This window comes from Parerythrobacter aestuarii, from assembly GCF_030140925.1.
Classification (GTDB): Bacteria; Pseudomonadota; Alphaproteobacteria; order Sphingomonadales; family Sphingomonadaceae; genus Parerythrobacter; species Parerythrobacter aestuarii.
In genome coordinates this window covers 2,063,942-2,086,153 of sequence record NZ_JARBWD010000001.1, presented here as the reverse complement: position 1 = coordinate 2,086,153, position 22,212 = coordinate 2,063,942, and the positions used below count along the sequence as shown (strand labels likewise).

General features: G+C 62.4%; 22 protein-coding genes. 14 read left to right on the top strand and 8 right to left on the bottom strand.

Translation table 11 applies throughout. The features are described 5' to 3' along the window. Positions 1 to 198 precede the first annotated feature (198 nt). Positions 199 to 891 (top strand): GNAT family N-acetyltransferase, encoded by a 693-nt coding sequence (locus tag QPW08_RS10190; RefSeq protein WP_284125705.1) that lies wholly within the window; start codon positions 199 to 201, stop codon positions 889 to 891. On the opposite strand, the gene QPW08_RS10185 is transcribed toward QPW08_RS10190, so the two are convergent. Next, positions 888 to 1,373: a DUF2165 family protein gene (locus QPW08_RS10185; protein WP_284125704.1), complete on the bottom strand. Its 486-nt coding sequence runs from the start codon at positions 1,371 to 1,373 to the stop codon at positions 888 to 890. The two genes, QPW08_RS10190 and QPW08_RS10185, sit on opposite strands and share 4 nt — an antisense overlap. Before the next feature lie 117 nt (positions 1,374 to 1,490). Here QPW08_RS10185 and ligA point away from each other — a divergent pair, with 117 nt between their 5' ends. Genes ligA through QPW08_RS10165 form a run of 4 tightly spaced genes read left to right on the top strand, consistent with a single transcriptional unit; the run spans position 1,491 to position 6,064 of the window. Further along, entirely contained in the window at positions 1,491 to 3,584 is a 2,094-nt protein-coding gene (gene ligA, locus QPW08_RS10180; RefSeq protein WP_284125703.1) for an NAD-dependent DNA ligase LigA, read from the top strand. A gap of 8 nt (positions 3,585 to 3,592) precedes the next feature. Continuing rightward, on the top strand, positions 3,593 to 4,414 hold the full coding sequence (locus QPW08_RS10175) for a c-type cytochrome (protein ID WP_284125702.1): 822 nt from the start codon (positions 3,593 to 3,595) through the stop codon (positions 4,412 to 4,414). A gap of 23 nt (positions 4,415 to 4,437) precedes the next feature. Then, positions 4,438 to 5,571, top strand: coding sequence for a serine hydrolase (locus QPW08_RS10170; RefSeq protein WP_284125701.1), 1,134 nt, complete (start codon positions 4,438 to 4,440; stop codon positions 5,569 to 5,571). Continuing rightward, entirely contained in the window at positions 5,564 to 6,064 is a 501-nt protein-coding gene (locus tag QPW08_RS10165; protein ID WP_284125700.1) for a CinA family protein, read from the top strand. Before QPW08_RS10170 ends, QPW08_RS10165 begins: the two co-directional genes overlap by 8 nt. On the opposite strand, the gene QPW08_RS10160 is transcribed toward QPW08_RS10165, so the two are convergent. From QPW08_RS10160 to QPW08_RS10140, 5 genes are all read right to left on the bottom strand, one after another. Beyond that, positions 6,065 to 6,565 (bottom strand): DUF7832 domain-containing protein, encoded by a 501-nt coding sequence (locus QPW08_RS10160; protein WP_284125699.1) that lies wholly within the window; start codon positions 6,563 to 6,565, stop codon positions 6,065 to 6,067. A gap of 64 nt (positions 6,566 to 6,629) precedes the next feature. Beyond that, positions 6,630 to 7,409 carry a sterol desaturase family protein gene (locus QPW08_RS10155; RefSeq protein ID WP_284125698.1) on the bottom strand — a complete coding sequence of 260 codons (780 nt, stop codon included), beginning with the start codon at positions 7,407 to 7,409 and terminating at the stop codon, positions 6,630 to 6,632. 289 nt (positions 7,410 to 7,698) lie between these two features. Beyond that, a complete protein-coding gene (locus QPW08_RS10150) occupies positions 7,699 to 8,499 on the bottom strand; it encodes an enoyl-CoA hydratase/isomerase family protein (RefSeq protein WP_284125697.1) in 801 nt (266 codons plus the stop codon). Between the two features lie 24 nt (positions 8,500 to 8,523). Further along, positions 8,524 to 9,459 (bottom strand): 50S ribosomal protein L11 methyltransferase, encoded by a 936-nt coding sequence (locus QPW08_RS10145; protein WP_284125696.1) that lies wholly within the window; start codon positions 9,457 to 9,459, stop codon positions 8,524 to 8,526. Next, the gene (locus QPW08_RS10140; protein ID WP_284125695.1) at positions 9,431 to 10,141 is read right to left on the bottom strand and encodes an SDR family NAD(P)-dependent oxidoreductase; all 711 of its coding nucleotides are present in this window, start codon (positions 10,139 to 10,141) and stop codon (positions 9,431 to 9,433) included. The genes QPW08_RS10145 and QPW08_RS10140 overlap by 29 nt, the downstream gene beginning before the upstream one ends. A 164-nt stretch (positions 10,142 to 10,305) precedes the next feature. Here QPW08_RS10140 and sdhC point away from each other — a divergent pair, with 164 nt between their 5' ends. Genes sdhC through QPW08_RS10120 form a run of 4 tightly spaced genes read left to right on the top strand, consistent with a single transcriptional unit; the run spans position 10,306 to position 14,269 of the window. Next, positions 10,306 to 10,686, top strand: coding sequence for a succinate dehydrogenase, cytochrome b556 subunit (gene sdhC / locus QPW08_RS10135; protein WP_284125694.1), 381 nt, complete (start codon positions 10,306 to 10,308; stop codon positions 10,684 to 10,686). A gap of 12 nt (positions 10,687 to 10,698) precedes the next feature. Then, positions 10,699 to 11,118: a succinate dehydrogenase, hydrophobic membrane anchor protein gene (gene sdhD, locus QPW08_RS10130; protein WP_284125693.1), complete on the top strand. Its 420-nt coding sequence runs from the start codon at positions 10,699 to 10,701 to the stop codon at positions 11,116 to 11,118. Then, positions 11,118 to 12,953 (top strand): succinate dehydrogenase flavoprotein subunit, encoded by a 1,836-nt coding sequence (gene sdhA, locus QPW08_RS10125; protein ID WP_284125692.1) that lies wholly within the window; start codon positions 11,118 to 11,120, stop codon positions 12,951 to 12,953. The genes sdhD and sdhA overlap by 1 nt, the downstream gene beginning before the upstream one ends. After that, positions 12,953 to 14,269, top strand: coding sequence for a M20/M25/M40 family metallo-hydrolase (locus tag QPW08_RS10120; RefSeq protein ID WP_284125691.1), 1,317 nt, complete (start codon positions 12,953 to 12,955; stop codon positions 14,267 to 14,269). The genes sdhA and QPW08_RS10120 overlap by 1 nt, the downstream gene beginning before the upstream one ends. Here the strand turns inward: QPW08_RS10120 and QPW08_RS10115 are convergent. After that, positions 14,266 to 15,090: a hypothetical protein gene (locus tag QPW08_RS10115; RefSeq protein ID WP_284125690.1), complete on the bottom strand. Its 825-nt coding sequence runs from the start codon at positions 15,088 to 15,090 to the stop codon at positions 14,266 to 14,268. The two genes, QPW08_RS10120 and QPW08_RS10115, sit on opposite strands and share 4 nt — an antisense overlap. Before the next feature lie 145 nt (positions 15,091 to 15,235). On the opposite strand from QPW08_RS10115, the gene QPW08_RS10110 reads away from it, so the two are divergent. From QPW08_RS10110 to creD, 3 genes are all read left to right on the top strand, one after another. Continuing rightward, entirely contained in the window at positions 15,236 to 15,631 is a 396-nt protein-coding gene (locus QPW08_RS10110; RefSeq protein ID WP_284125689.1) for a BlaI/MecI/CopY family transcriptional regulator, read from the top strand. Further along, positions 15,628 to 17,256 (top strand): M56 family metallopeptidase, encoded by a 1,629-nt coding sequence (locus tag QPW08_RS10105; RefSeq protein ID WP_284125688.1) that lies wholly within the window; start codon positions 15,628 to 15,630, stop codon positions 17,254 to 17,256. Before QPW08_RS10110 ends, QPW08_RS10105 begins: the two co-directional genes overlap by 4 nt. Positions 17,257 to 17,430: 174 nt before the next feature. Further along, positions 17,431 to 18,849, top strand: a complete 1,419-nt coding sequence (gene creD, locus QPW08_RS10100) for a cell envelope integrity protein CreD (RefSeq protein WP_284125687.1) — start codon at positions 17,431 to 17,433, stop codon at positions 18,847 to 18,849. Between the two features lie 47 nt (positions 18,850 to 18,896). On the opposite strand, the gene ypfJ is transcribed toward creD, so the two are convergent. Further along, positions 18,897 to 19,778 carry a KPN_02809 family neutral zinc metallopeptidase gene (gene ypfJ / locus QPW08_RS10095; RefSeq protein WP_284125686.1) on the bottom strand — a complete coding sequence of 294 codons (882 nt, stop codon included), beginning with the start codon at positions 19,776 to 19,778 and terminating at the stop codon, positions 18,897 to 18,899. Positions 19,779 to 19,880: 102 nt separating this feature from the next. On the opposite strand from ypfJ, the gene QPW08_RS10090 reads away from it, so the two are divergent. After that, the gene (locus QPW08_RS10090; RefSeq protein ID WP_284125685.1) at positions 19,881 to 20,639 is read left to right on the top strand and encodes a 3-hydroxybutyrate dehydrogenase; all 759 of its coding nucleotides are present in this window, start codon (positions 19,881 to 19,883) and stop codon (positions 20,637 to 20,639) included. Positions 20,640 to 20,656: 17 nt separating this feature from the next. Continuing rightward, positions 20,657 to 22,135 carry a M28 family peptidase gene (locus QPW08_RS10085; RefSeq protein ID WP_284125684.1) on the top strand — a complete coding sequence of 493 codons (1,479 nt, stop codon included), beginning with the start codon at positions 20,657 to 20,659 and terminating at the stop codon, positions 22,133 to 22,135. Positions 22,136 to 22,212: the final 77 nt, after the last annotated feature.

Here is a 22,212-nt window from a genome sequence, read left to right as displayed (position 1 = left end):
AATTCTCAGTCCAAAGTTTTGCGGAGACCTGCCTATGTGTTCCGTGAGGAGCACGCGACGCGGCTTGCAATTCGGTACTTGGACGACGAGGGGCGCAAGGTGATCTTGCCTTGGAGCAAGGACACCAACAGGCCGATCAATGATCCCAACAGCGGCTTTTGGTTAGAGTATTTCGAGCAGTAATCTCAATATGACTTCATGACCGACCTCTCCCCTCTCGACCGGCAGGTGTGGAACATGCTCCACGGCCGCTTTGCGCACCTGGCGCAGGGGCCGCAGGCTGCAAAGCGGATCGATCCGCGTTACGGGCCTTTCGCGGCGGCGCGCGATGCGGGAGAGGAGGCGCAGGCGGCGCTGGCGAGCCTGCTGCAAGGCCCGGATGACCGGTTGTGGCTGGTCGAGACCGAAGAATGGCCCGCACCGCCGGGTACACGGGTCGAACGGGTCGCGCCGTTGCTGCAGATGCTCGCCGATGGTGACGCGCCGGACGATGAACCGGACCCAGACATCATCGCCCTGACCGAAGAAGACGCGCCCGAGATGGCCGAAATCGCGCTCGCGACCGAGCCTGGGCCGTGGGGCACGCTCACCCACCGCTATGGCCAATTCTATGGCATCCGCATCGACGGCAGGCTGGCGGCGATGGCGGGCGAGCGCATGTTGCCAGCGCCCGGTCTCGCCGAAGTCAGTGGCGTATGCACCTGGCCCGAGTATCGCGGACAGGGTCTTGCCCGGCGGCTGATCAAGCGGGTGATGGCAGGCCAGCGGGCGCGGGGCGAGGTTTCCTACCTGCACTCCTATTCCCACAACGAAGGCGCAATCGGTTTGTACAAATCATTGGGATTCAGGCCTCGCCGAAACATGATCTCGACGATATTGGCACTTGCCTAATCCTCTTTCATGCTGAGGTAGATCAGCGACAGCATCGACATAGCGCCGAACACCCATGAGCCATGGTCCGGCCCTGCGCCATTGGGCATCTGCCACAGCTGGTATCCTGCCACCGCGATGACCTGGAACAGGCCCCACCAGTTGGCGATGGCGCAGCCAAGACCGAGCTTTGCGATAGACTTGGTGGCGTTGAACTCGTCCGCCCCGGCATTGCGGGCCTGCCACATCTTCCAGGCACCCCACCAGCAAAGGACCCCGGCGGCGATCTCGAGCGTAAAGACCAGGATCATTGCCAGCACCACCAACGGTCCAGGCGGCACGGGGAACAGGGTGACCGGGTAGGCTTCCTGCCCCGCGTGGCTTGTCACATAGACGAAGAAGGCATGCGCCTGTTCCAGATTGGCGATGTTGTGCGCGACATAAGTCAGCGCCATCGCGCCGATAATCACGCTCATAAGCATCTTCAGATAGCGGTCGATCATCGGTTACCCCCCATAGAGATCGCGCGACCCGCCACTGGGCACTTTTCGCCATGCCCGTGCTCATGCATAGCGAAGCACATGGGAATCGAGCAAACCCCCGGCAGAAGCCCTGTGGACATGGATGAGGCCGAAGCCGCCAACGAACTGATGCGGCTGGCGAAGCAGATCGCGCATCACAACAGGCTCTACCATGCCGAGGATGCGCCCGAGATCAGCGATCCGGAATTCGATGCGCTGGTGCGGCGCAACGAAGCGCTGGAGACGGCGTTCCCGCATCTCGTGCGCGAAGATAGTCCGTCGAAGGCGGTCGGGCATGAAGTCGCCGCCTCGCCGCTGGGGAAAGTGACGCATGAGGTTCGCATGATGAGCCTCGACAACGCGTTCTCGGACGAGGAAGTGGAGGAATTCGTCGCCCGCGTGCGGCGCTACCTCAATCTTGGCGAGGATGAGCCGCTGGCTTTCACCGCCGAAGACAAGATCGACGGCCTGTCTTGCTCACTGCGGTATGAAAGTGGCGTACTGGTGCGCGCGGCGACGCGCGGGGACGGGCAGGTGGGTGAAGACGTCACGCCGAACGTCGCGCATATCGCCGATATCCCGCAGCAGCTCTTGGGCGACGTGCCGGAGGTGTTCGAGATCCGCGGCGAGGTCTATATGGCACGCGATGAATTCACTGCCTTGAACGAGCGGCTGATGGAGGAGGCTCGCGCCGATGCCGAGGCGAAGGGGGCGGAATTCGACCCGGCCAAAGTTCGCCAGTTCGCCAATCCGCGCAATGCAGCGGCGGGGTCTTTGCGGCAGAAGGATGCCAGCGTCACGGCAAGACGCCCGCTGCGGTTCTGGGCCTATGCCTGGGGCGCGGCGTCGGAGCTTCCAACGGACACGCAAGCCGGGATCGTCGAGCGCTTCAAGGCATGGGGATTGCCGGTCTCGCCGCTGTTCCGCCGTTGCGGGACGCTGGACGACATGCTCGCGGCCTATGCCGAGATCGGCACCGCTCGGCCCGGCCTGCCGTATGAGATCGACGGCGTTGTCTACAAGGTCGATAGGCTGGACTACCAGCAGCGGCTCGGCTTCGTCGCCAAGGCACCGCGCTGGGCGATCGCTCGCAAGTTCCCCGCCGAGCAGGCCGAGACCACGCTGGAATCGATCGATATCCAGGTCGGGCGTACGGGCAAGCTGACCCCGGTCGGGCGCCTTGCCCCGGTGCTGGTGGGCGGGGTGACGGTGACCAATGTCACGCTGCACAACCGCGACGAGATCGAACGGCTGGGCGTGCGCCCGGGCGACCGGGTGCTGGTCCAGCGCGCGGGCGATGTGATCCCGCAGGTGGTGCGCAATCTTACGCCGGATTTTGAGCGCGCGCCCTTCGTTTTCCCGGATCATTGCCCGGAATGCGGCAGCGAGGCTGTCAGCGAAGAGGGCGAAGTCGATGTCCGTTGCACCGGCGGCCTCATCTGTCCGGCGCAAAGGACGGAAAGGCTGAAACATTTCGTCAGCCGCGCGGCGCTCGATATCGACGGGCTTGGCGAAAAGACCATCGCCCAGTTCTTTGCGCTGGGCTGGCTTGAAAGCCCGGCCGATATTTTCCGCCTCAAGGAACGCCGAGATGAAATTTTGGCGCTCGAAGGGTGGAAGGACAGGTCTGTGGATAACCTGTTGATGTCAGTGGAGAACCGGCGCGAACCGGATGCTGCACGGCTGTTGTTCGGGCTCGGCATTCGCCATGTAGGGGCCGTGACCGCGCGCGACTTGCTCAAGTATTTCCACGAGTTACCGGCGCTTCGTGAGGCTGCTGAGATGGCACGCGCAGGTGATGAGGAAGCGGTTGGACTTTTCACCAGTATCGACGGCATCGGCAGTGCCGTGGTCGAAGCGCTGGGCGATTTCTTCCACGAAGAGCACAACCGCGCTGTGTGGGACGACCTGCTGAGCGAAGTCGCCCCGCCGCGCTATGAGGTCGAAACACTCGACAGCCCTGTTGCGGGCAAGACCGTGGTCTTCACCGGAAAGCTCGAAACCATGAGCCGCGATGAGGCCAAGGCGCAGGCCGAGCGTCTGGGCGCAAAGGCGAGCGGAAGCGTCAGCGCCAAGACCGACCTGTTGGTGGCCGGTCCAGGCGCGGGTAGCAAGCTCAAGAAGGCGCAGGAACTTGGAATAGAAGTTATCGACGAAGCCGCCTGGGCGGACATCGTGGCGGCGGCAGGTTAGGCGGGTTCGTGCCCAGGATAGCAGCAGGGTTGGTCGTTTTGTTGCTTTCGGCCTGCTCCGCACAGGATGACGCAGTTCCCAAGCCGGCGGCTGAGGTCCCGCAATTCGAACGCGTATCGGCCGATCCGGTCGAACACGGCAAGCGGCTCGCCAGCGTGCTTGGCTGCACCGGCTGCCACGAGACCGAGCTGACGGGTGCCGACTGGACGGAACCGGGCATGGGCGTGCTGTGGACCGCCAACCTGACTCAAAGTGCCGCCAGCCATCCGCCGGAAGAACTGCGCGCAATGATAGCAGAGGGCAGGCGTCCGGACCGCGCGTTGATGGACATGCCATCCTACCTCTTCACCAGCATGCATGCAGGCGATCTCGATGCACTCGTGGCCTACCTCACGACACTCGAACCGGCTGGCAAGGTGCATCCTGCCCCCACAATCGGCCCACAGCTGCAGCGCATGATCGACGATGGCGAATGGGTCGACTCGGTCCAGGATATCGAGCGAAAGCGTGGCAAGGGTCCGCCCGACCTTGGGCCGGAGCATGCATTAGGTCGCCACATCCTGCGCGCGACGTGTGTGGAATGTCACGGGATGGACCTGCGGGGAAGCGATGCTCCGTTCCCGGATGCTCCGGCGCGGCCCGACCTGCGGATCGTCGCGGCCTATGATGAAGCAGATTTCGTCAAGCTGATGCGCACGGGAGAGGCCGCCGGCGGACGCAAACTGGAACTCATGAGCGCCGTCGCGCGACGGCGTTATGCTGAGTTTACGGACAGCGAGATATCCGCTGTCTATCATTATCTCGCCGAACTCGGTCGCAGCGATCCATGATCGGAACGGCCAAAATACGGGCAATGCCTTTGCTCCTTCTCGCCACGGTGATGGTTGCGGGATGCGGCGATGGACAGGGCGAGGACGCCACCGCCTACCAGCAGCGGATCGAGGATATCGCGCAAGCGCCTCTCAAGCCGACGCGCACGGCCCAGGAAAAGGCGCTCGACGATGCCGTATTCGCCATCGCCAGCCCGTTTGACGGCTATCTTGGCGTGGCGATCCATGATGTGGAGCGCGGGCGCACGGTCCAGTTCAATGGTGATCTGCTGTTCCCGCAGCAAAGCCTCAGCAAACTGTGGGTCACATTGACTGCCCTGCAAAAGGTGGATGCAGGGGACATGGATCTCGGCGAGGCAGTGAGCGTGGGCGTGCGCGACCTGACGGTGTTCCACCAGCCGCTCAGGCAGATCGTGCTGCGGCAGGGGGCATTCCACACCAACTACGCCGACCTCATGCGCCGGGCTATCACGGAGAGCGATAACACCGCCAATGACCTGCTGCTGAAACGAGTTGGAGGGCCCGACGCGGTGCGCGATTCGATTGCCGGAGCGCGGCTGGGCAGCATCCGGTTCGGTCCAGGCGAGATCGCCATGCAAAGTGGGATCGCCGCGATGGAATGGCGTCCAAGCTATTCTTACGGCGAACGTTTCTTCGAGGCGCGCAAACGGGTCCCTGCAGACGAGCGCAAGGCGGCGTTCGACGCCTATGTGGAGGATCCTGTTGACGGGGCCAGCCCGCGCGCGGTCGCCTCGGCACTGGCTCGGCTGGCGAAAGGCGAATTGCTGGGGAAGGCTACGACAACGCATTTCCTCGGCCTGCTGGAAAAAGTGAAGAGCGGTCCCAACCGGCTCAAAGGCGGAGTCCCGGCGGGCTGGAGCATTGGGCACAAGACCGGCACCGGGCAGGTGCTTGATACAGTCCCGCGGGGTGTCATCGGCGAGCAGGCAGGGTACAATGATGTCGGTATCCTGACCGCGCCAGACGGCCATCGTTATACCATCGCAGTGATGATCGGGCGCACGCGTGTCCCGGTCCCGGAACGGATGGACATGATGCACCGGATCGTTCGCGCAGTGGTTGCCTATCACTATGCGGCAAAGGGTGAACCGGTTCCTGAAGGGCTGCTACCGCCAGAAGATGTGACCGATGCTTGAAGAATTACACCCGCAGGCGCTGCGTATCGCGACTGCCCTGCGTGTTCGGGGTGAAAAGATCGCTGTCGCTGATGGCGCGACCGGCGGGATGATCGCCGCTTCATTGCTGACTGTACCGGGCGCACTCGATTTCTTCGTCGGGGGAGGGGTGGTCTACTCGCTGCGGGCGCGCGACGTGCTGTTCGACCTGCCGCGTGAGGCTTATCGAGGGATGCGCGGGGCCAGCGAAGAGTACGCCTTGCTCCAGGCTCGCGCCATCCGTGACAATTTCGGTGCCGAGTGGGGGATCGCCGAGAGCGGCTCGGTTGGCGGTTCAAGCCACCCGAGCGGAGCACCGGCAGGGCGCAGCTGTGTCGCAGTGGTTGGCCCAAAAGGGGAGTTCACGCATATAACGGAAACCGGTAGCGAGGACCGGATCGCCAACATGGCAGCGTTTACGCGGGCCGCGCTGGATTTTCTTGATACCGCTCTCGGCGTGCCTCCTACCAGCTAGTCACTCTGGCGGTGGATAGGTTTTGCCGCCCACAGTGATGCTTTCGCCGTCCTTGATCCAGGGCCGCCCCAATTGTCGCCACATCGCCAGTCGCGGATCGAGCCGCGCTCGCAAGTGGTAGAAGTTCGACCAGCGATCGGTCACGCGATAGGTCTCGTTGGTTTGAAAGACATCGTTATAGTCTGCGAAATAGGTGTTGGGACCTTCGAGCGGTCCCTTCTCATTCGCATAATAAGCCCGGGTGAAAGCCTGGCCTTCGGCATTGAGGTCGCCGCTTGAGAATATGCCGTCTCGCTTCTCATGGAACCACCGGCCTGGCGTGATGGCATAGCGGCTCAGTTCCTTCAGCTCCTCCGCATCGACTTCGTCCACCGGATCCACCCCAAGCCCGGCCATTATCGCCCAAGCCAGGTACATGCCGATATGAGTGGCCCCGGCAACCTGTGGCAGGTCTGCGGGGAACTGGCCGCCATAGTGCCAGGACGCGTCGTCATATTTCATGCAGACGCGCTTATGAGTGAATAGGCTAGAGCGCAACGACTGACCGCCTCGGTACCCCTACGGTCTATTGCGAAGGCACAGATTCTGGCCCGGGCCGGCCTTCTTGTCGTCCTGTCACTTCGCGAAAGGTCTCCCGATAGCGTGGATGTTCGGTGCCCATCCATCGGTCCCACCAGGTGAAATAGAGACCGAAATTCCAGGTCCCGCTCGAGTGATGGAGGTCGTGATGGGTGACAGTGTTCCACCACTGGGTCAGCGGGCTGTCGACCCACCAGCGGGGATAAATCTCCACCCCGCAGTGTCCTATCACATTGCGAAAAATCATGTGCCACAGGAACACGAATATTGCCCACCCTGAATATTCCACGCCCAGGGTCGTGGCTGCGAGCAGGAACAAAGGGACAAACGCTGCCTCCGCCGCCGCTTCCCAGCCAGAGAAGCTGTAGGCTGCCCATGCGGTGGGCGTACGCGATTTATGGTGGTGCAAGTGCCATGTGCGAAACAGGCGCCTGTGATGGATGGTCCGGTGCATCCAGTAGAAGTAAGCATCATGGGCAATGATTATGGTGATGCATTCTAGCGCGAGGATGGTGAGGTCAGGGGTCTCGAAGGAGAACCGGACCAAGCCAGTCTCGCGCATCAGCAAGGAGCTGAGTGTCGTGATACTGAACACGAACACCGTGCGTAGCGAAGACAAGAACTCGCGCCGATAGTCTTCCGCCTTTGCGTGCCGTTTCTGAATACGGCGAATCTCTAGCCAACGCCCGAACGCCCACAGCAGCAATGTCACCAGACCGGCGGTGATGAGATAACGACTCAGGTCGAAGTAAATCGTGTCGAGCACATGCTCGATAACGAGTTCGAGGACAGAACTTCTTGATGAAGGTGTGTACACAAGGTTGCTACATAGCAAAGATGAGGGCGATTTGTCGAAGTTTCACATCGAAATTTGCCGAAATTACGGCAAATTGCCCTAAAATTCTATTTTGTAGTACTTTCCCTTTTTCTTTTGGGTTCTAGTCTCGCGCCGGAATTCCCCATGCACCGGAAGCAGTAGAACTAGCGGGCCTGAACCTCTCGTAGCGAGACGGATGACCATGGCAATCTGGCTGGTCCTGCTGTGTCGTTGATGCTCAGTCGGACGTGTAATTCGGTTTCCGCTTTTCGAGGAATGCCCCCATGCCTTCACGGAAGTTGGGGCTGGCGCTGGTCATCAGCTGGTTGCGGTTTTCGATCGCCATGGCCGCTTCGAGGCTGCCTGCATCGGTGGCGATTTGGAGCCCCTCCTTGGTCATCCTCAGGCCCATCGGCGAAGCGGCAAGCAATTCCTCTGCCCAACGTTCGCCTGCCGCATCCAAGTCGGCATCGGGCACGACTTCGCTGACGAGATTGGCTGCCAGAGCCCGCTCGGCGTTGATGAAGCGCCCCGTCAACATGAGTTCGCTGGCCAGCGAATGCCCGACCAGGCGCGGTAGGAAATAGCTGACCCCCATGTCACAGGAGGAAAGGCCAATGCGGATGAAGGCCGAATTCATCCGCGCACTTTCTCCCGCAAGGCGAATGTCTGAAGCCAGCGCGAAGGCAAATCCCCCGCCGCAGGCCGGGCCATGCACCAGCGAGACGATTACTTGCGGGCAGCGGCGCATCTTTATGTAGACATCCGCAAGGTAGCCCTGGAAGCCGAACCCGCCACCGAACGGAACTTCGCCGCGATCGTCCGCACGCTCTTTTATGTCGAGCCCCGCGCAATAGGCCTTGCCTGCACCGCGCATGACCACCACACGCACCGATCCGTCATTGTAAAGCCGCCCGAAATAGTCGTTGAGTTCGCCGACCATCTGCAGGTTGATGGCGTTCATCGCCTCGGGCCGGTCCAGCGTCAGCCAGTCGACTTCGCCGCGCTTCTCTATCGTGATGGTGGTGTATTCGGGCATCTTCTCCCCCACTTGAGAATCCTGTTAGCGCCAGCTGCTTCGTTTGCGCAGCCATAGGATCGACCAGTCTCCGTTTACGAGCCGCCGGGCCAGCCGGAAGCCGGCGCGGCGATAAGCCCGGCGGACCCTTGCTTCTTGCGTCTCCAGCAGGCCTGCCAACAGGACATGCGCCCCTGGGGCCGTATGAGCAGCGAAATCAGGGGCGAGTTCGATCAGCGGGCCGGACAAGATATTGGCGATGACCAGGTCATAGGGCGCTCGGGCATGTATCAGCGGGTGGTCCGTCCCTGCAGCTACTACCATGGTTACTTCGCCTCGGGCGCCACCCATAGCAATACCGTTGGTCTCAGCGTTCTCCTCGACCACCGGCACGCACACGGCATCGATATCGCTCGCGGTTGCAAGCGCGTGCGGCCACAACGCCAGTGCCCCAAACGCCAGCAGGCCGGTGCCTGTACCGATATCGGCAATATTGCGCGCAACCACGCCCTCGCGTTTCATCAGGTCGAGCATGGAGAGGCAGCCGGCAGTTGTTTCATGCTGCCCCGTTCCGAATGCCTGGCTGGCTGGAATGGTGAAATCGGCGATGCCGGGAGATCGATCGGGCGGATATTCGGGCGTGTGAATGTAGAACCGCCCGGCGTGGATCGGTTCGACTCCTTGCTGGCTCAAGGTGACCCAGTCTTCCTCCGGCAGTTTCTCGACCTGGAACGCACCGGGCGGCTGTTCGAACAGCGCGCTGACCGCGGCGAGATCCGCCTTCCCGGGTTTGTGCGGGTACCAGCATTCCAGCACCCATTCGTCGGGCAGATGTTCGGCCTTTTCGCGCCCGGCAATGACCACGTCGGCAGGCCAGTCCCACGCCTCGTCATGCGCCAGCAATGCCGCCTGCACGACGGGTTTTGGAGCAAAGGCCGTGAGCTTCCAGCCGTTACCGAACATAACTGGCACCATTGGCATCAAGCGTCGCCCCGGTGAGGCTGGGCGGGGCTTCCAGTGCGAGATACGCCGCGATGTTGGCGATCTCCTCAGGCTCGGCCACGCGCCCGAGCGGGATATCGGCGAGCAGGCCTGGGCCGCCGCGGCTTTCGAGATAATCGCCCGCCATCGCCGTATCGGTAAAGCCGGGGGTGACCGCGTAGCTGAGGATGCCCTGCGCGGCATATTGCCGGGCGATGGTCTTGTGCATCGCCAGCATCCCGCCCTTGGCGGCGGCATAGTGCCAGTGCGCGGGCGAGTCGCCGCGATGCCCGGCGCGGCTTGCGATATGGACGATGCGGCCTTCAACTCCACGCTCGAGCCAGTGTTGCACAGCGAAGCGGCTGAGCTGGGCAGCAGCGGTGAGGTTGATCCGCAGCGTGTCTTCCCATTCGTCCAGCCAGCGGATATCGGCCGAGTCGAGCGGATTTTGCTTGAACAGACCGGCATTGTTGATGAGCACATCGATACTGCCGCCGGCCATCTCCAACGCGTCTTCCCACAGTTCTGCCGGGGCGCCGGGGTCAGTGAAATCGGCAGCGATCTCGCGTTCACCATCGCCTCTGGTGGATTGGCCGATCACTGTCGCGCCGCGCGCTTCCAGCAACTCGCGGGTAGCGGCGCCGATACCGCGGCTCGATCCTGTGAGGAGAATAGTTTTCATTCTCAAAAGGGTATAGCCGAGCCGCACGTGCTGTCGAGCACCGATGGCAAGCCATTGACCGCAGCAATCGGGCGGTGCACGGCATTTAGCCCGTCCTTGCACCTGCGGCTCGTTCCGCTAAGTGAGAGCGCGATTCACCGACAGACCTTCGGGGCAAGGAATTTATGGCCAACCGACCACTCTCACCGCACCTGCAAATTTGGAAATGGGGCCCGCATATGCTGGTCTCGATCCTGCACCGCATCACAGGCGACGGGATGGCGCTGGTTGGATTGGCTGTCGGGCTTTGGTGGCTGGGCGCGCTGGCGAGTGGACCCGAAGCCTACGACTTCTTCCTCTTCATGGCGTCTTCGATCCCTGGCAAGATCGTGCTTATCGGTCTGACCTGGGCGTTCTTCACGCACCTGATGAGCGGCCTTCGGCACTTCGTCCTCGATATCGGTGCCGGTTACGAGTTGGACACCAACAAGATGTGGTCGATCGCATCGCCTATCATCGCCATCCTCCTCACCATGGCCTTCTGGGCCTACGTCCTGCTGAAATAGGGGGCCCACAGCATGGGTAACGGAACTTCCATCGGCCGCGTACGCGGCCTCGGCTCGGCCCACGAAGGGGCGCATCACTGGCTGGTCCAGCGCTTCACTGCGATCGGCAATTTCGTGCTGATGCTATGGCTGATCACCAGCTTCGCGCTGATGCCCGACTTTTCCTACGAGACGATTACCGGCTGGCTCTCGCAGCCGATCCCGGCGGCGGCCATGGTGCTGCTGATCATCAGCGTGTTCTGGCACGCGCGGCTGGGCCTGCAGGTGCTGGTCGAGGACTATGTGCATGAAGCCGGCACCAAGTTCGCCACGCTCGCGCTGCTCAACCTTGCGACCATCGGTGGCGGCGTGTTCGCCATCTTCTGCGTCGTTCGCCTTGTTCTTGCTGCCACCGCCGGTGGTTCAGCCGATCCCCTTGGAGGTGCCCTCTGATGGCCGCCGCTGACAAAGCTACCCCCGCTTACACCATTATTGACCACACCTTCGACGTCGTTGTCGTGGGTGCCGGCGGTTCGGGCCTGCGCGCGACCATGGGCGCCGCCGAGGCGGGTCTGAAGACCGCCAATATCTCCAAGGTTTTCCCGACCCGTTCGCACACCGTCGCGGCACAGGGCGGCATCGCCGCTTCGCTCGGCAACAACACGCCCGATCACTGGTCGTGGCACATGTACGACACGGTGAAGGGTGCCGACTGGCTGGGTGACCAGGACGCGATCGAATATCTCGCGCGCGAAGCCCCCGCTGCTGTCTACGAGCTCGAGCATGCCGGTGTTCCCTTCAGCCGCAACGAAGATGGCACGATCTACCAGCGCCCGTTCGGTGGCCACATGCAGAATATGGGCGAAGGCCCTCCGGTCCAGCGCACCTGCGCTGCGGCCGACCGCACTGGTCACGCCATGCTGCACGCGCTCTACCAGCAGAGCCTCAAGTATGACGCGGACTTCTTCATCGAGTATTTCGCGCTCGACCTGATCATGGAGAACGGCAAGTGCCGCGGCGTGATCGCGATGTGCCTCGATGATGGCACCATCCACCGCTTCAAGGCACATGCCGTGGTTCTCGCGACCGGCGGCTATGGCCGTTGCTACTATACAGCGACTTCGGCCCACACCTGCACCGGTGACGGTGGCGGCATGGTGCTGCGCGCGGGACTGCCGCTGCAGGACATGGAATTCGTGCAGTTCCACCCGACCGGCATCTACGGCGCGGGCGTGCTCATCACCGAGGGCGCACGCGGCGAGGGCGGCTATCTCACCAATTCCGAGGGCGAGCGGTTCATGGAACGCTATGCCCCGAGCGCGAAGGACTTGGCCAGCCGCGACGTCGTCAGCCGCTCGATGGCGCTGGAAATGCGCGAAGGGCGCGGCGTGGGGCCGGAAGGCGACCACATCTACCTGCACCTGGATCATATCGATCCCAAGGTGCTGGCTGAACGCCTGCCGGGCATCACCGAGAGCGGCAAGATCTTTGCCGGTGTCGACCTGACCCGCCAGCCGCTGCCGGTGACACCGACCGTGCATTACAACATGGGCGGCATCCCCTGTAACTATCACGGGCAGGTAGTGAACCCGACGGCTGACGATCCCGACAATGTCGTGCCCGGCCTCTATGCAGTCGGCGAAGCGGCCTGCGTCAGCGTCCACGGGGCCAACCGCCTCGGCTCGAACTCGCTGATCGACTTGGTGGTGTTCGGTCGCGCGACCGGCCTGCACCTGAAAGAAAACCTCAAGCCAAACTCGGCGCATGATGCGCTCCCCGCCGACAGCGCCGAACTGGCGCTCGCCCGTGTCGATCACTTCCGCAATGCCAAGGGTGGCTCGCCTACCGCGCGCATCCGCGAGGAAATGCAGAAGGGCATGCAGAAGCACGCCGCCGTGTTCCGTGACAGCAAGCTGCTGAGCGAAGGTGTCGACCTGCTGGCCAAGGTCAACAAGCGGATGGAGGACATCTCTGTCGCCGACCGCTCGCTGATCTGGAACAGCGACCTCATCGAAACACTCGAGCTCGACAACCTCATGGCGCAGGCCAATGTTACGATTGCCTCGGCAGAAAACCGCAAGGAATCGCGCGGCGCCCATGCGCATGAGGACTACCCCGAGCGTGACGACAAGGAGTGGATGAAGCACACCGTCGCCTGGTTCGACGGCTGGGGCGGCGGTGCTTGCGGTTCTGGGGGCGGCAAGATGAAGATCGACTACCGCCCGGTCCACGAATACACGCTCACCGACGACGCCGAGTACATCAAGCCGAAGAAGCGGGTGTATTGATGCGGCTGCCGGGATTGTCGCTGCTTGCGGGTATTCTGGCCGCAGTGGCGGCTCCTGCGTCGGCCCAGCTCTCCGCGCCCGAGCAGGTCATGCTCGCAACGGTCGAGGCCGGGTTCGAGCAAGATGTTTCGCTGCTCGAAAAGATCGTCGCGCAGAACAGCGGTACCCATAACCACGAGGGCGTGAAGGCCGTGGCCGACATGCTGGTGCCCGAATTCGAAGCGCTTGGGTTCGAGGTCGAGTGGATCGACCAGTCGGAAGCGGGCCGGGCGGGGCACCTGTTTGCGCGGCACACCGGCAAGCCGGGCACGACCAAGATGCTGCTGATCGCGCACCTCGATACCGTGTTCGAGCCGGAGGCATCGTTCCAGACTTTCAGCCGCGACGGCGACACTGCGACAGGTCCCGGCGTCGGCGATGACAAGGGCGGGATCGTCGTCATCCTCGCCGCGCTGCGGGCTATGCAGGCGGCCGGGACACTCGAAAACGCCAATATCATCGTCGCGCTGACCGGCGACGAGGAAGAGGCGGGCAATCCGCTTGAAGTTTCGCGCAAGGACCTGCGCGATGCCGCCGAATGGGCCGATGTCGCGCTCGATTTCGAAGGGCTCTCGGTGATGGACGGGCAGGACATGGGCGTCGTCGCCCGCCGCTCGGCCAACACCTGGGTGCTCGAAGTGGAATCCGGCACTGGCCATAGCTCGGGCATCTTCGCCGAGGGCGTGCCCTATGGCGCGGCCTACGAGCTTGCGCGCATCCTCGACCGCTTCCGGCAGGAGCTGCCGGAGGAGAACCTTACCTTCAATGTCGGCGTGATGGCCGCTGGCACGCCTGCTTCGCTGGCCGAGGACGGGCTCTCGGTCGAGGCTGTCGGCAAGACCAACATCATCCCTTCGACCGCCGTGGCGCGCGGTGACATCCGCACGATCTCGCAGGAACAGTCAGACCGTACCGCCGCGGCGATGGAAGCGATCGTTGCGGACAGCCTACCGGGCACTTCGGCCCGGATCACCTTCGCCTGGCGCTACCCGCCGATGGCGCCGACTGCAGGCAACTATGCGCTGCTCGACCGGCTCAACGCGGTGAATGCCGACATGGGGCTGGCGCCGATGCCGGTGTTCCCGCCAGCGCGGCGCGGGGCAGGGGACATCAACTTCGTCGCCGACCTGGTAGATGGCTTAGCCGGCCTCGGCCCCGATGGCAGCGGTGCCCACGCCCCCGGCGAAAGCGTCGATTTGAAGAGCTTCACCCGCCAGGCCCAGCGCGCCGCGATCCTGATGAGCCGGTTGTCGGCGGAGGAATACGGCGAAGACTAGCTGCCGAGGCTGAGGAAATCCCGCCAGCCCTTGGGCACATTGCTGCCATTGGCTTCGCGCGCGGCAATGGCTTGCTCCATACGGACCTCGGCACCGTCGCGGCCTTCCTGCCGCATCAGCACGGCGAGATTTGCCAGACTGCGCGAATCCTGCGGATCGTACGTCACGACATCTTCCAGCCGTTCGATGGTCAGCACATTGTCCTTCCGCTTGAGTGCCATCGCCACCAACGTGCGTCGCGCGCTGGTCGCCTCGCGCCCTTGCAACGCCTCTGCATCGAGCAAGCGGATCAGCGCCTCTTCGCGCAGCGCGTCATCTTCATTCGCCACGCCCAGCTCATAGAGCAAATTGCCGCCGGCCAGGCGTTCGGCTGGGGTGAAGTCGGGTGACGAGGCGAGATAGCGATAAACGTCTTTTGCCAGTCCAACCTCGCCATCAGTGATATCCTCCTGCGCACGCCATATCAGGCATGCGGCGCGTTCACCGAGCGCTTCTCCATCGCTTTCGCCGACGCAAGTAACGGTACGCAGGCGGTGGGTGCGGTTTTCACCTGCAAACGGGGTCATGCCCGATCCAGGCGTCAGCCCGGCGATGCCTGTTTCACTGCGGACATTCTGGTTGGTGAAGCGAGGCTTCTTGGGGATGCGCGAGGCAGAGTTTGATTGGCGCGTTTCCTCCTTTGGCAAGGCAGTGACGATGATTGGTACGTCACGCGCCGCCTCGACAGGGTCGGTAGTGGGTGATTCATGCGCATCCTGAGCGCTCACTGGGGGCGTGAGCAGCAGGATGGACAGGGCGAACAGAGAGATGCGACATGTCATTCATCCTGTCTGATGCGCCGTTTGACGATTGGCAAGCAGTATGAACGGCCGTTCACATAGGCTTCATGTTTACAGACGTAATCGCTCCGCCTACATCTGTAATCGAAGCCGGTTCACGAGCTTCTTCGGGTCGGGAGGTTGAAGCATGAGCGACAACAGGGACAGGAATGGTGCGCCGCCGCAGATCAGCGAAGCTGAACATGCGGTCATGGAAGCGCTATGGCAGCGCAGCCCGCTGACGGCTGCGGAAGTATGCGACACGGTCTGCGAAACGCGCGACTGGAGTCTCGCCACGGTCAAGACGCTTTTGTCGCGTCTCGTCTCCAAGGATGCCGTCGCCACTGAGCCCGACGGTCGCCGTTTCCTTTACTCGCCGGCCATCGCTCGGGCCGACTATGTCGGGGGCGAGAGCCGGAGGCTGGTTGACCGGCTGTTTGGAGGCAAGGCCGCCTCGCTGGTGGCCCATCTCGCTGAAGCGGAAGCCCTGACGGAAAGTGACATCGCTGAAATCGAAGCGCTGTTGAGGGAGCTGAAGGCATGACCGACTGGCTCCTCGATACTCTTCTTTGGACAGGGGTGCTGCTCGCTCTGGTGCTGGTTCTTCGCCGCCCAGTGGCGCGCCATTTCGGCCCGCAGGCGGCCTACGCATTATGGGCGCTGCCGTTCTTGCGGCTCGTGACACCGGCGATAACCCTCCCGGCCTGGATGAACCCTTCGCCCGAGGCGGTCGGTTCGGCGTCCGAAACGTACTACGTGTTGACGGGTGCCGGTGCAGAACCGGTCGTTCCCGTCTTGGCCGAACCGATGGCAAACCCGCCGATCGACTGGCTCGCGCTGGGGCTCGCTGCCTGGTTGACCGGAGCTGTGGTGTTCCTGATCGTTCGGTTCCGGGCCTATTTCGAAATGCGGCGTGAGCTGCTTGCCGATGCCCGCGAAGTCGGTCGTCTGGATGGTGGGGTGCTGGGGGCGGTGCGCCTGGTAGAGACGCCCGCCACCAATGCACCGCTCGCCTTCGGGGTACACGATCGCGTCATCGCCCTGCCGCCGCGCTTCCTCGCCATGGCCGAGCGGCCGATGCGCGACCTGGCGCTGGCGCACGAGCTGGCCCACCACAAGGGCGCTGACCTGATTGCGAATTTCGCCGTGCAACCGCTGTTTGCGCTGCACTGGTTCAACCCGCTCGGCTGGGTTGGCTGGCGTGCCATGCGGCGCGACCAGGAAGCGGCGTGCGATGCGCGCGTCGTGGGGACTGCTGATGCCGGGATCCGCGCAACCTATGCGCAAACCATAGCTAGTTTTGCTGCAGGCCCCCGGGTCGCGCTGGCCGCTCCGATGGCCTGTCCGGTGCTTGGCGACAAATCGATAATCCATCGTTTGAGGAGCCTCACAATGTCCGATATTTCCACTCGCCGCCGCTGGGCCGGTCGATCGCTGCTGCTCGCCGGCGCGCTCGCTTTGCCGCTGACAGCGTCGATTTCCTATGCTGAAGCCGTGCAGGATGCGCCCGAAGCACCCGCACCGCCGGCCCCGCCGCGTGCGCCTGAAGCGCCTGTGCCCGCCGATGCGCCCGACGCACCTAAGGTCTATGCATGGTCATCTGACGATGATGATTTCGAAATCGCCTTCGGCGATGGCGAGGACGGTGAGAAGGTTGTGAAGCGCAAGGTCATCGTCAACCGCGATGGCGACGACGATGACAGCAACGTCTTCGTGTTCAGGACCCGAGACGAGGACGGCAAGGTCCGCGTCGAGGAACGCCGCGTGCACAAGTTCAAGTTCAAGACCGAAGACGGCAAGGAACTGGACGAAAAAGAACTCGAAAAGATGCTCGAGGAGAAGATGAAGCTCCACGAGAAAGATTTCGAGAAGATGGGCAAGCGCATGGAACTGCAGTTCGGAGAAGGCAGCGAGTTCCAGGAGCAGATGATCCATCTCGGCTGTGATGGGACCGACGGCCACAAGGCTGACGTCAAGACCAAGAGCGGCAATGTCGCCATCGCGGTTTGCGCCGAAGGCATGGCGAAGGATGCGATGAAGATGGTTGCCAAGAGCCTCAAATCGGCGCGTGTCGCGATCGAAAAGGACAGCAACCTCTCAGCCGAGGAGCGTTCTGAAGCGCTGCAGGCCATCGACGAGGAAATTGCCCGGATCGGCCGCGAGGGCTGATCCGCCGGAGCCACCAGTCTCCAGCGAGAAGGGCGCTCTCCAACCCCGGAGGGCGCCCTTTTTCATGCCCGCGCAAGGTAGCCGTTGCCATAAACATGGCATTGATCGCGTATTCACTTGCGGTTCAATTCGTCGCTCTCAATGCACGGTTCATCGTAACCAAGGGAGGATGAAATGATACGAAACCGAAGCCCCGGCGTAAAACTCTTCTTCGCCGCCATGATCGGCGGCGTGCTGCTAATACCGCTGCTGATGGTCTATGCGCTGGTCAGCGACCGGCAGCACCAATCCGAGACTGCACAGGCCTCGATCACCTCGGGCTGGGGTGGCGAACAGCTGGTGGCGGGGCCGGTGCTTGTGATCCCCTACAATGAAGAATCCGTGCAGACCGAAAGTGTCGACGGGCAGAGCCGCACGCGCACTGTGACGACGCGCCGTGAACTTTTTGTCTCACCCACCAAACAGAGCATGGAAACCGCTTTGGAACCGAGCGTCAAAAGCTATTCGATCTATCGCTCGGTCATCTACAAGGCTGACGTTAGCGGGCGTGCGTCCTTTGCGTTGCCCGACGATCTCGATCGTAGCGGTGTCAAGCGTGCCAGCTTGCTGTTTGATCAGGCCGAGTTGCGGTTTGGTGTTTCCGATCCCCGTGGGCTGACCGATGACACCAAGGTGACGATTGCCGGCGAGGCGTTGGTGCTGCATCCAGGCAATGGCCCCGCCAGCACACGTAGTTCGGGCTTTTCAACCGCCGTCGAATGGGATGGGGAGCAACCTCTCTCGGTCGACTGGACCTACGGCCTGCGCGGCAGCCGTTCGATCGCATTGATTCCGCGCGGCGGCGAAACGGAATGGACAGTGACATCGCCGTGGCAGCATCCGAGCTTCGTGGGTAGTTTCCGTCCAGACAGCAGCGATGTTTCCAGTGAGGGATTTTCAGCCACATACAAGGGCATCACCAATCTTGCGCTGGGCGAAGCACTTGTGAACCTCAATGACTTGGCTCCGCCAGTGATACAGACTGCCAGCGACTACGAAGATATCGCCTATGATCGTTCGATCCAGCCGGTGGCCGAAAGCGGACAGCAAGCCAAGGCGGCTGCGGTGCGCCTGATCGAGCCTGTCGACCTCTACAGCCAGGTAGATCGGGCAGTGAAGTATGGCTTCCTGTTCATCGGATTCACTTTCATGGCGTTCTTCATGTTCGACGTGATCGCGGGTGCGCGCGTGGCATCGGCCGAGTATCTGCTCACCGGCGTGGGCCTGGTACTGTTCTTCGTGCTCTTGCTGGCCTTTGCCGAAGTCATCGGCTTTACGCTGGCCTATCTCGTCGCCAGCGCCGCCATCATCGGCCTGCTGACGGCTTACAGCGCGGCGGTATTGGGCGGATGGCGCCGGGCCAGTATGATCGGCGGGCTACTCGCCGGGCTATACGCCACACTCTATGTATTGCTTAGCCTAGATGCCTGGTCGCTACTGATCGGCTCGGTGCTGCTGTTCATCGCGCTTGCCGCAGTGATGTATGCCACGCGCCAACTCGACTGGACCAGCATGGTGGGTGGCGACGAGGATCCCTCTACGCCGCAAGCTTGATCGCAGGAAGGGCAGGGGGAGGCGTGGCCTTCCCCTGCCTTGTTCCGTCACTGCATGTCGAAATAACGGTCGCAGACCGTATCATCGGCTGCCCGCACCCCGGACCGCAAGGCGTCCATCCGCTGGGCGCTGGTACCGTGGGTAAAGCCTTCCGGATTGATCCGTTGGCCGGCATTGCGCTGCAAGGTGTCGTCGCCGATGGAGCTGGCGGCCTTGAGCCCTTCTTCCATATCGCCGGGTTCGATCAAATTGCGGTTCTTGCCCGCCCATACACCTGCATAGCAGTCGGCCTGGAGCTCCATTCGCACCTGAAGCTCGTTGGCGCGGCGCGGGTTCTGCTGTTGCAGGCTGCGGACTTGCCCGGCCAGCCCGGTCAGGTTCTGGATATGGTGGCCGTATTCATGTGCGATCACATAGTAGCGGGCGAAATCGCCCCCGGTCCCGGACATGCGCGCCAGTTGGTCGTAGAAGCTCGTGTCGATATAGATGCCCTGGTCAGCCGGGCAATAAAACGGACCTGCTGCTGCGCTGGCGTTGCCGCAGCCTTCGGTCGAGACGCGGCCGTCTCTATAGAGATCTAGAATGGGGTCCTGGAACGGCACCCTGGCGCGCTGGAAAACCGGCTGCCAAGTCTCGTTCAGCGAAGTTAGCGCGTTGCATGCCTCTTGTGCATAGGGGCCGGAAGTGCAGACCTGCTCTTCGCTGAGATCGCCGCTGCCTTGTTGTGTGGCCGGGGCTTGTTGCTGCATCCCTTCCATCGTGCCCAGCATCTGGCCCGGATCGACCCCGAACACGAGCGCGCCGATGATGACGATCACCAGCGTGCCACATCCGACACCGCCCCCGCGCCCGCCGGGAAAGCCTCCACCCCCGCCTGCACGGCTCGAACGGACCCTGATTTTCGATGTATCGAAGCGATTCAGCCGCATTCCTGCTCCCCATTTGCCATTGGCCCGGTGTTTGGGCTGGACAGCAGGCACTTTGGCCGCAAAACCGCGTTGCAGTCCATAGTCTAAACCAAAGGGTCCCCTATGCTCCTGTCAGGCAAGCGTGCACTCATCACTGGTTCGACCTCCGGCATCGGCCTCGCAATTGCCCGGGCCATGTATGCCGAGGGGGCGGAAGTGATCCTCAACGGGTTCGGTAACGCGGATGAGATTGCTGCTCTGCAGGAAGAACTCGGCGGGGCAGCACATTTCGGAACCGACCTGACCGACGTCGCAGCGGTGGAAGCGATGATGGCCGAGGTCGGGCCGATCGATATCCTCGTCAACAATGCCGGGATGCAGCATGTCTCGCCCGTCGAGGATTTCCCGGTCGACAAATGGAACCTCATTATTGCGCTCAACCTCAGCGCTGCTTTCCACACCACGCGGCTGGCAGCGCCGGGGATGAAGGAAAAGGGGTGGGGACGGATCATCAATACCGCCAGCGCCCACTCCAAGGTCGCGAGCCCGTTCAAGAGCGCTTACAACGCCAGCAAGCATGGCATCGCCGGCTTTACCAAGACCATCGCGCTGGAGCTGGCCGAGTTCGGCATCACTGCCAATTGCATCAGCCCCGGTTATGTCTGGACCCCGCTGGTGGAGAACCAGATCCCCGATACGATGAAGGCGCGCGACATGACGCGTGACGAGGTCATCAACGATGTGCTGCTGGTGAAACAGGCGACCAAGAAGTTCGTCCAGCCGGCAGAGATAGGTGCCCTGGCCGTGTTCCTCTGCCGGGATGAGGCGCAAAACGTCAATGGTGCCAACTGGAGCATCGATGGCGGCTGGACCGCCGAATAGGCTTGGAGCAGGGGCGTATGAAACGGATCACGACATTTGCGATCGCTGCGCTTGTCGGCGTTGCTCTGGCCGGCTGTGCGACGGTTCCCACTGCGGAAGAAGAATTCCAGGCCGCGCAATCTGCCTTGTCGCTGCATATCCAGACGCTTTCGGGCGAAGATTATGGCGGGCGCGAGCCAGGCACCGAGGGCGGTCGCAAGACTCAGCAATATCTCGTCGACGCCTTGCAAAGCTATGGCTTCCAGCCAGGTGCCGTCGATAGCGAGGGTGAACCGGATTGGCGCCAGAAGGTGACACTGGTCCGCAGCGTTCCCGACCAGGCGACAATTAACTTCCCGTCCGGCAGATCCATTGCCGACGCAGACGTCATGGTGCGCATGTCCGGTAGCGAACTGTCGATCAAGGATAGCCGGATAACGGTGTTCGCACCCGGCGCTCCGGCACCGCCAGACGGCTCGCAGAATGGCCGGGTGGCAGTGGTGTTCGGCGACGCCTTCTTTTCAGGCGATGCGCGTTCGCTGTCCGATGCCGGCTTTGATGCGATAATCATCCTGTTCGAAGACGAAGCCCAGTTCGAACGTGCGCAAGGCTTCTATCGCGATGGCCGCTGGGTGCTGGAAGGCGATGCCGATGCCGCAGTCATGCCCTATGTACTGGTCTCCCCAGCCGGATCGCGGGTCTTTGCTGGAGGATTGACGCAGAGTCTCGAATCGATGCGCAGCCTCGCCACCGGTCGCGACAATGGCGAGTGGCAGTATCGCAACCCGCTGTCGATAACGGCCAGTGCCACAATCGAGCGGGCCGAAACCGCCAATGTCATCGGCAAGCTGCCCGGCAAGGTGCGCGATAGTGGCGCGGTGTTGCTGTTGGCGCATTGGGACCATCTTGGAATCTGCGGGCCGGAAGGGGCGGTCGACCGGCTTTGCAACGGCGCAGTCGACAATGCCTCGGGCATCGGCGTGATGCTGGAAACCGCGCGCAGGATTTCGAAAGAAGGAGGTCTCGACCGCGATCTCTATGTCATGGGCACAACCGCCGAGGAACTGGGTCTCGTCGGGGCGGAGGTCTTCGCCAGCGACCCGCCATTCCCGCTGCCGACGATTGTCGCGGCTTTCAACATGGACACTGTCGCCATCGCTCCACGCGGATCGGCGGCGACAGTGATTGGTTGGGGGCGGACCCCGCTCGACAAGGGGATCTCCGAAGTCATCGCCAGTATCGGGGCCAAGCTCGATGTGAAGGAAGAGCACCAACAGTTCGTGCGACGGCAAGATGGCTGGGCGCTGCTCAGCCGCGATGTACCGGCTGTGCTGGTGTCGAGCTCGTTTGGAGATGAGGCAGCCTTCCAGGCCTTCCTCGGCGGGCCGTATCACCGTCCCAATGACGAGTGGTCACCTGATATGGAGCTGGGCGGCGCAACCGACGATATCTTCCTGCACATTGCCCTTCTGCATCATTTCGGCAGCGTCACGGAGTACCAACCGGGGGAGGACTGAATTTCTCCCCCTAGCTAAGCGCAAGGCATCAGGTTACAGGGCGGCGCACGATTCCCTCCTCCTGACCCGGAAAGCTG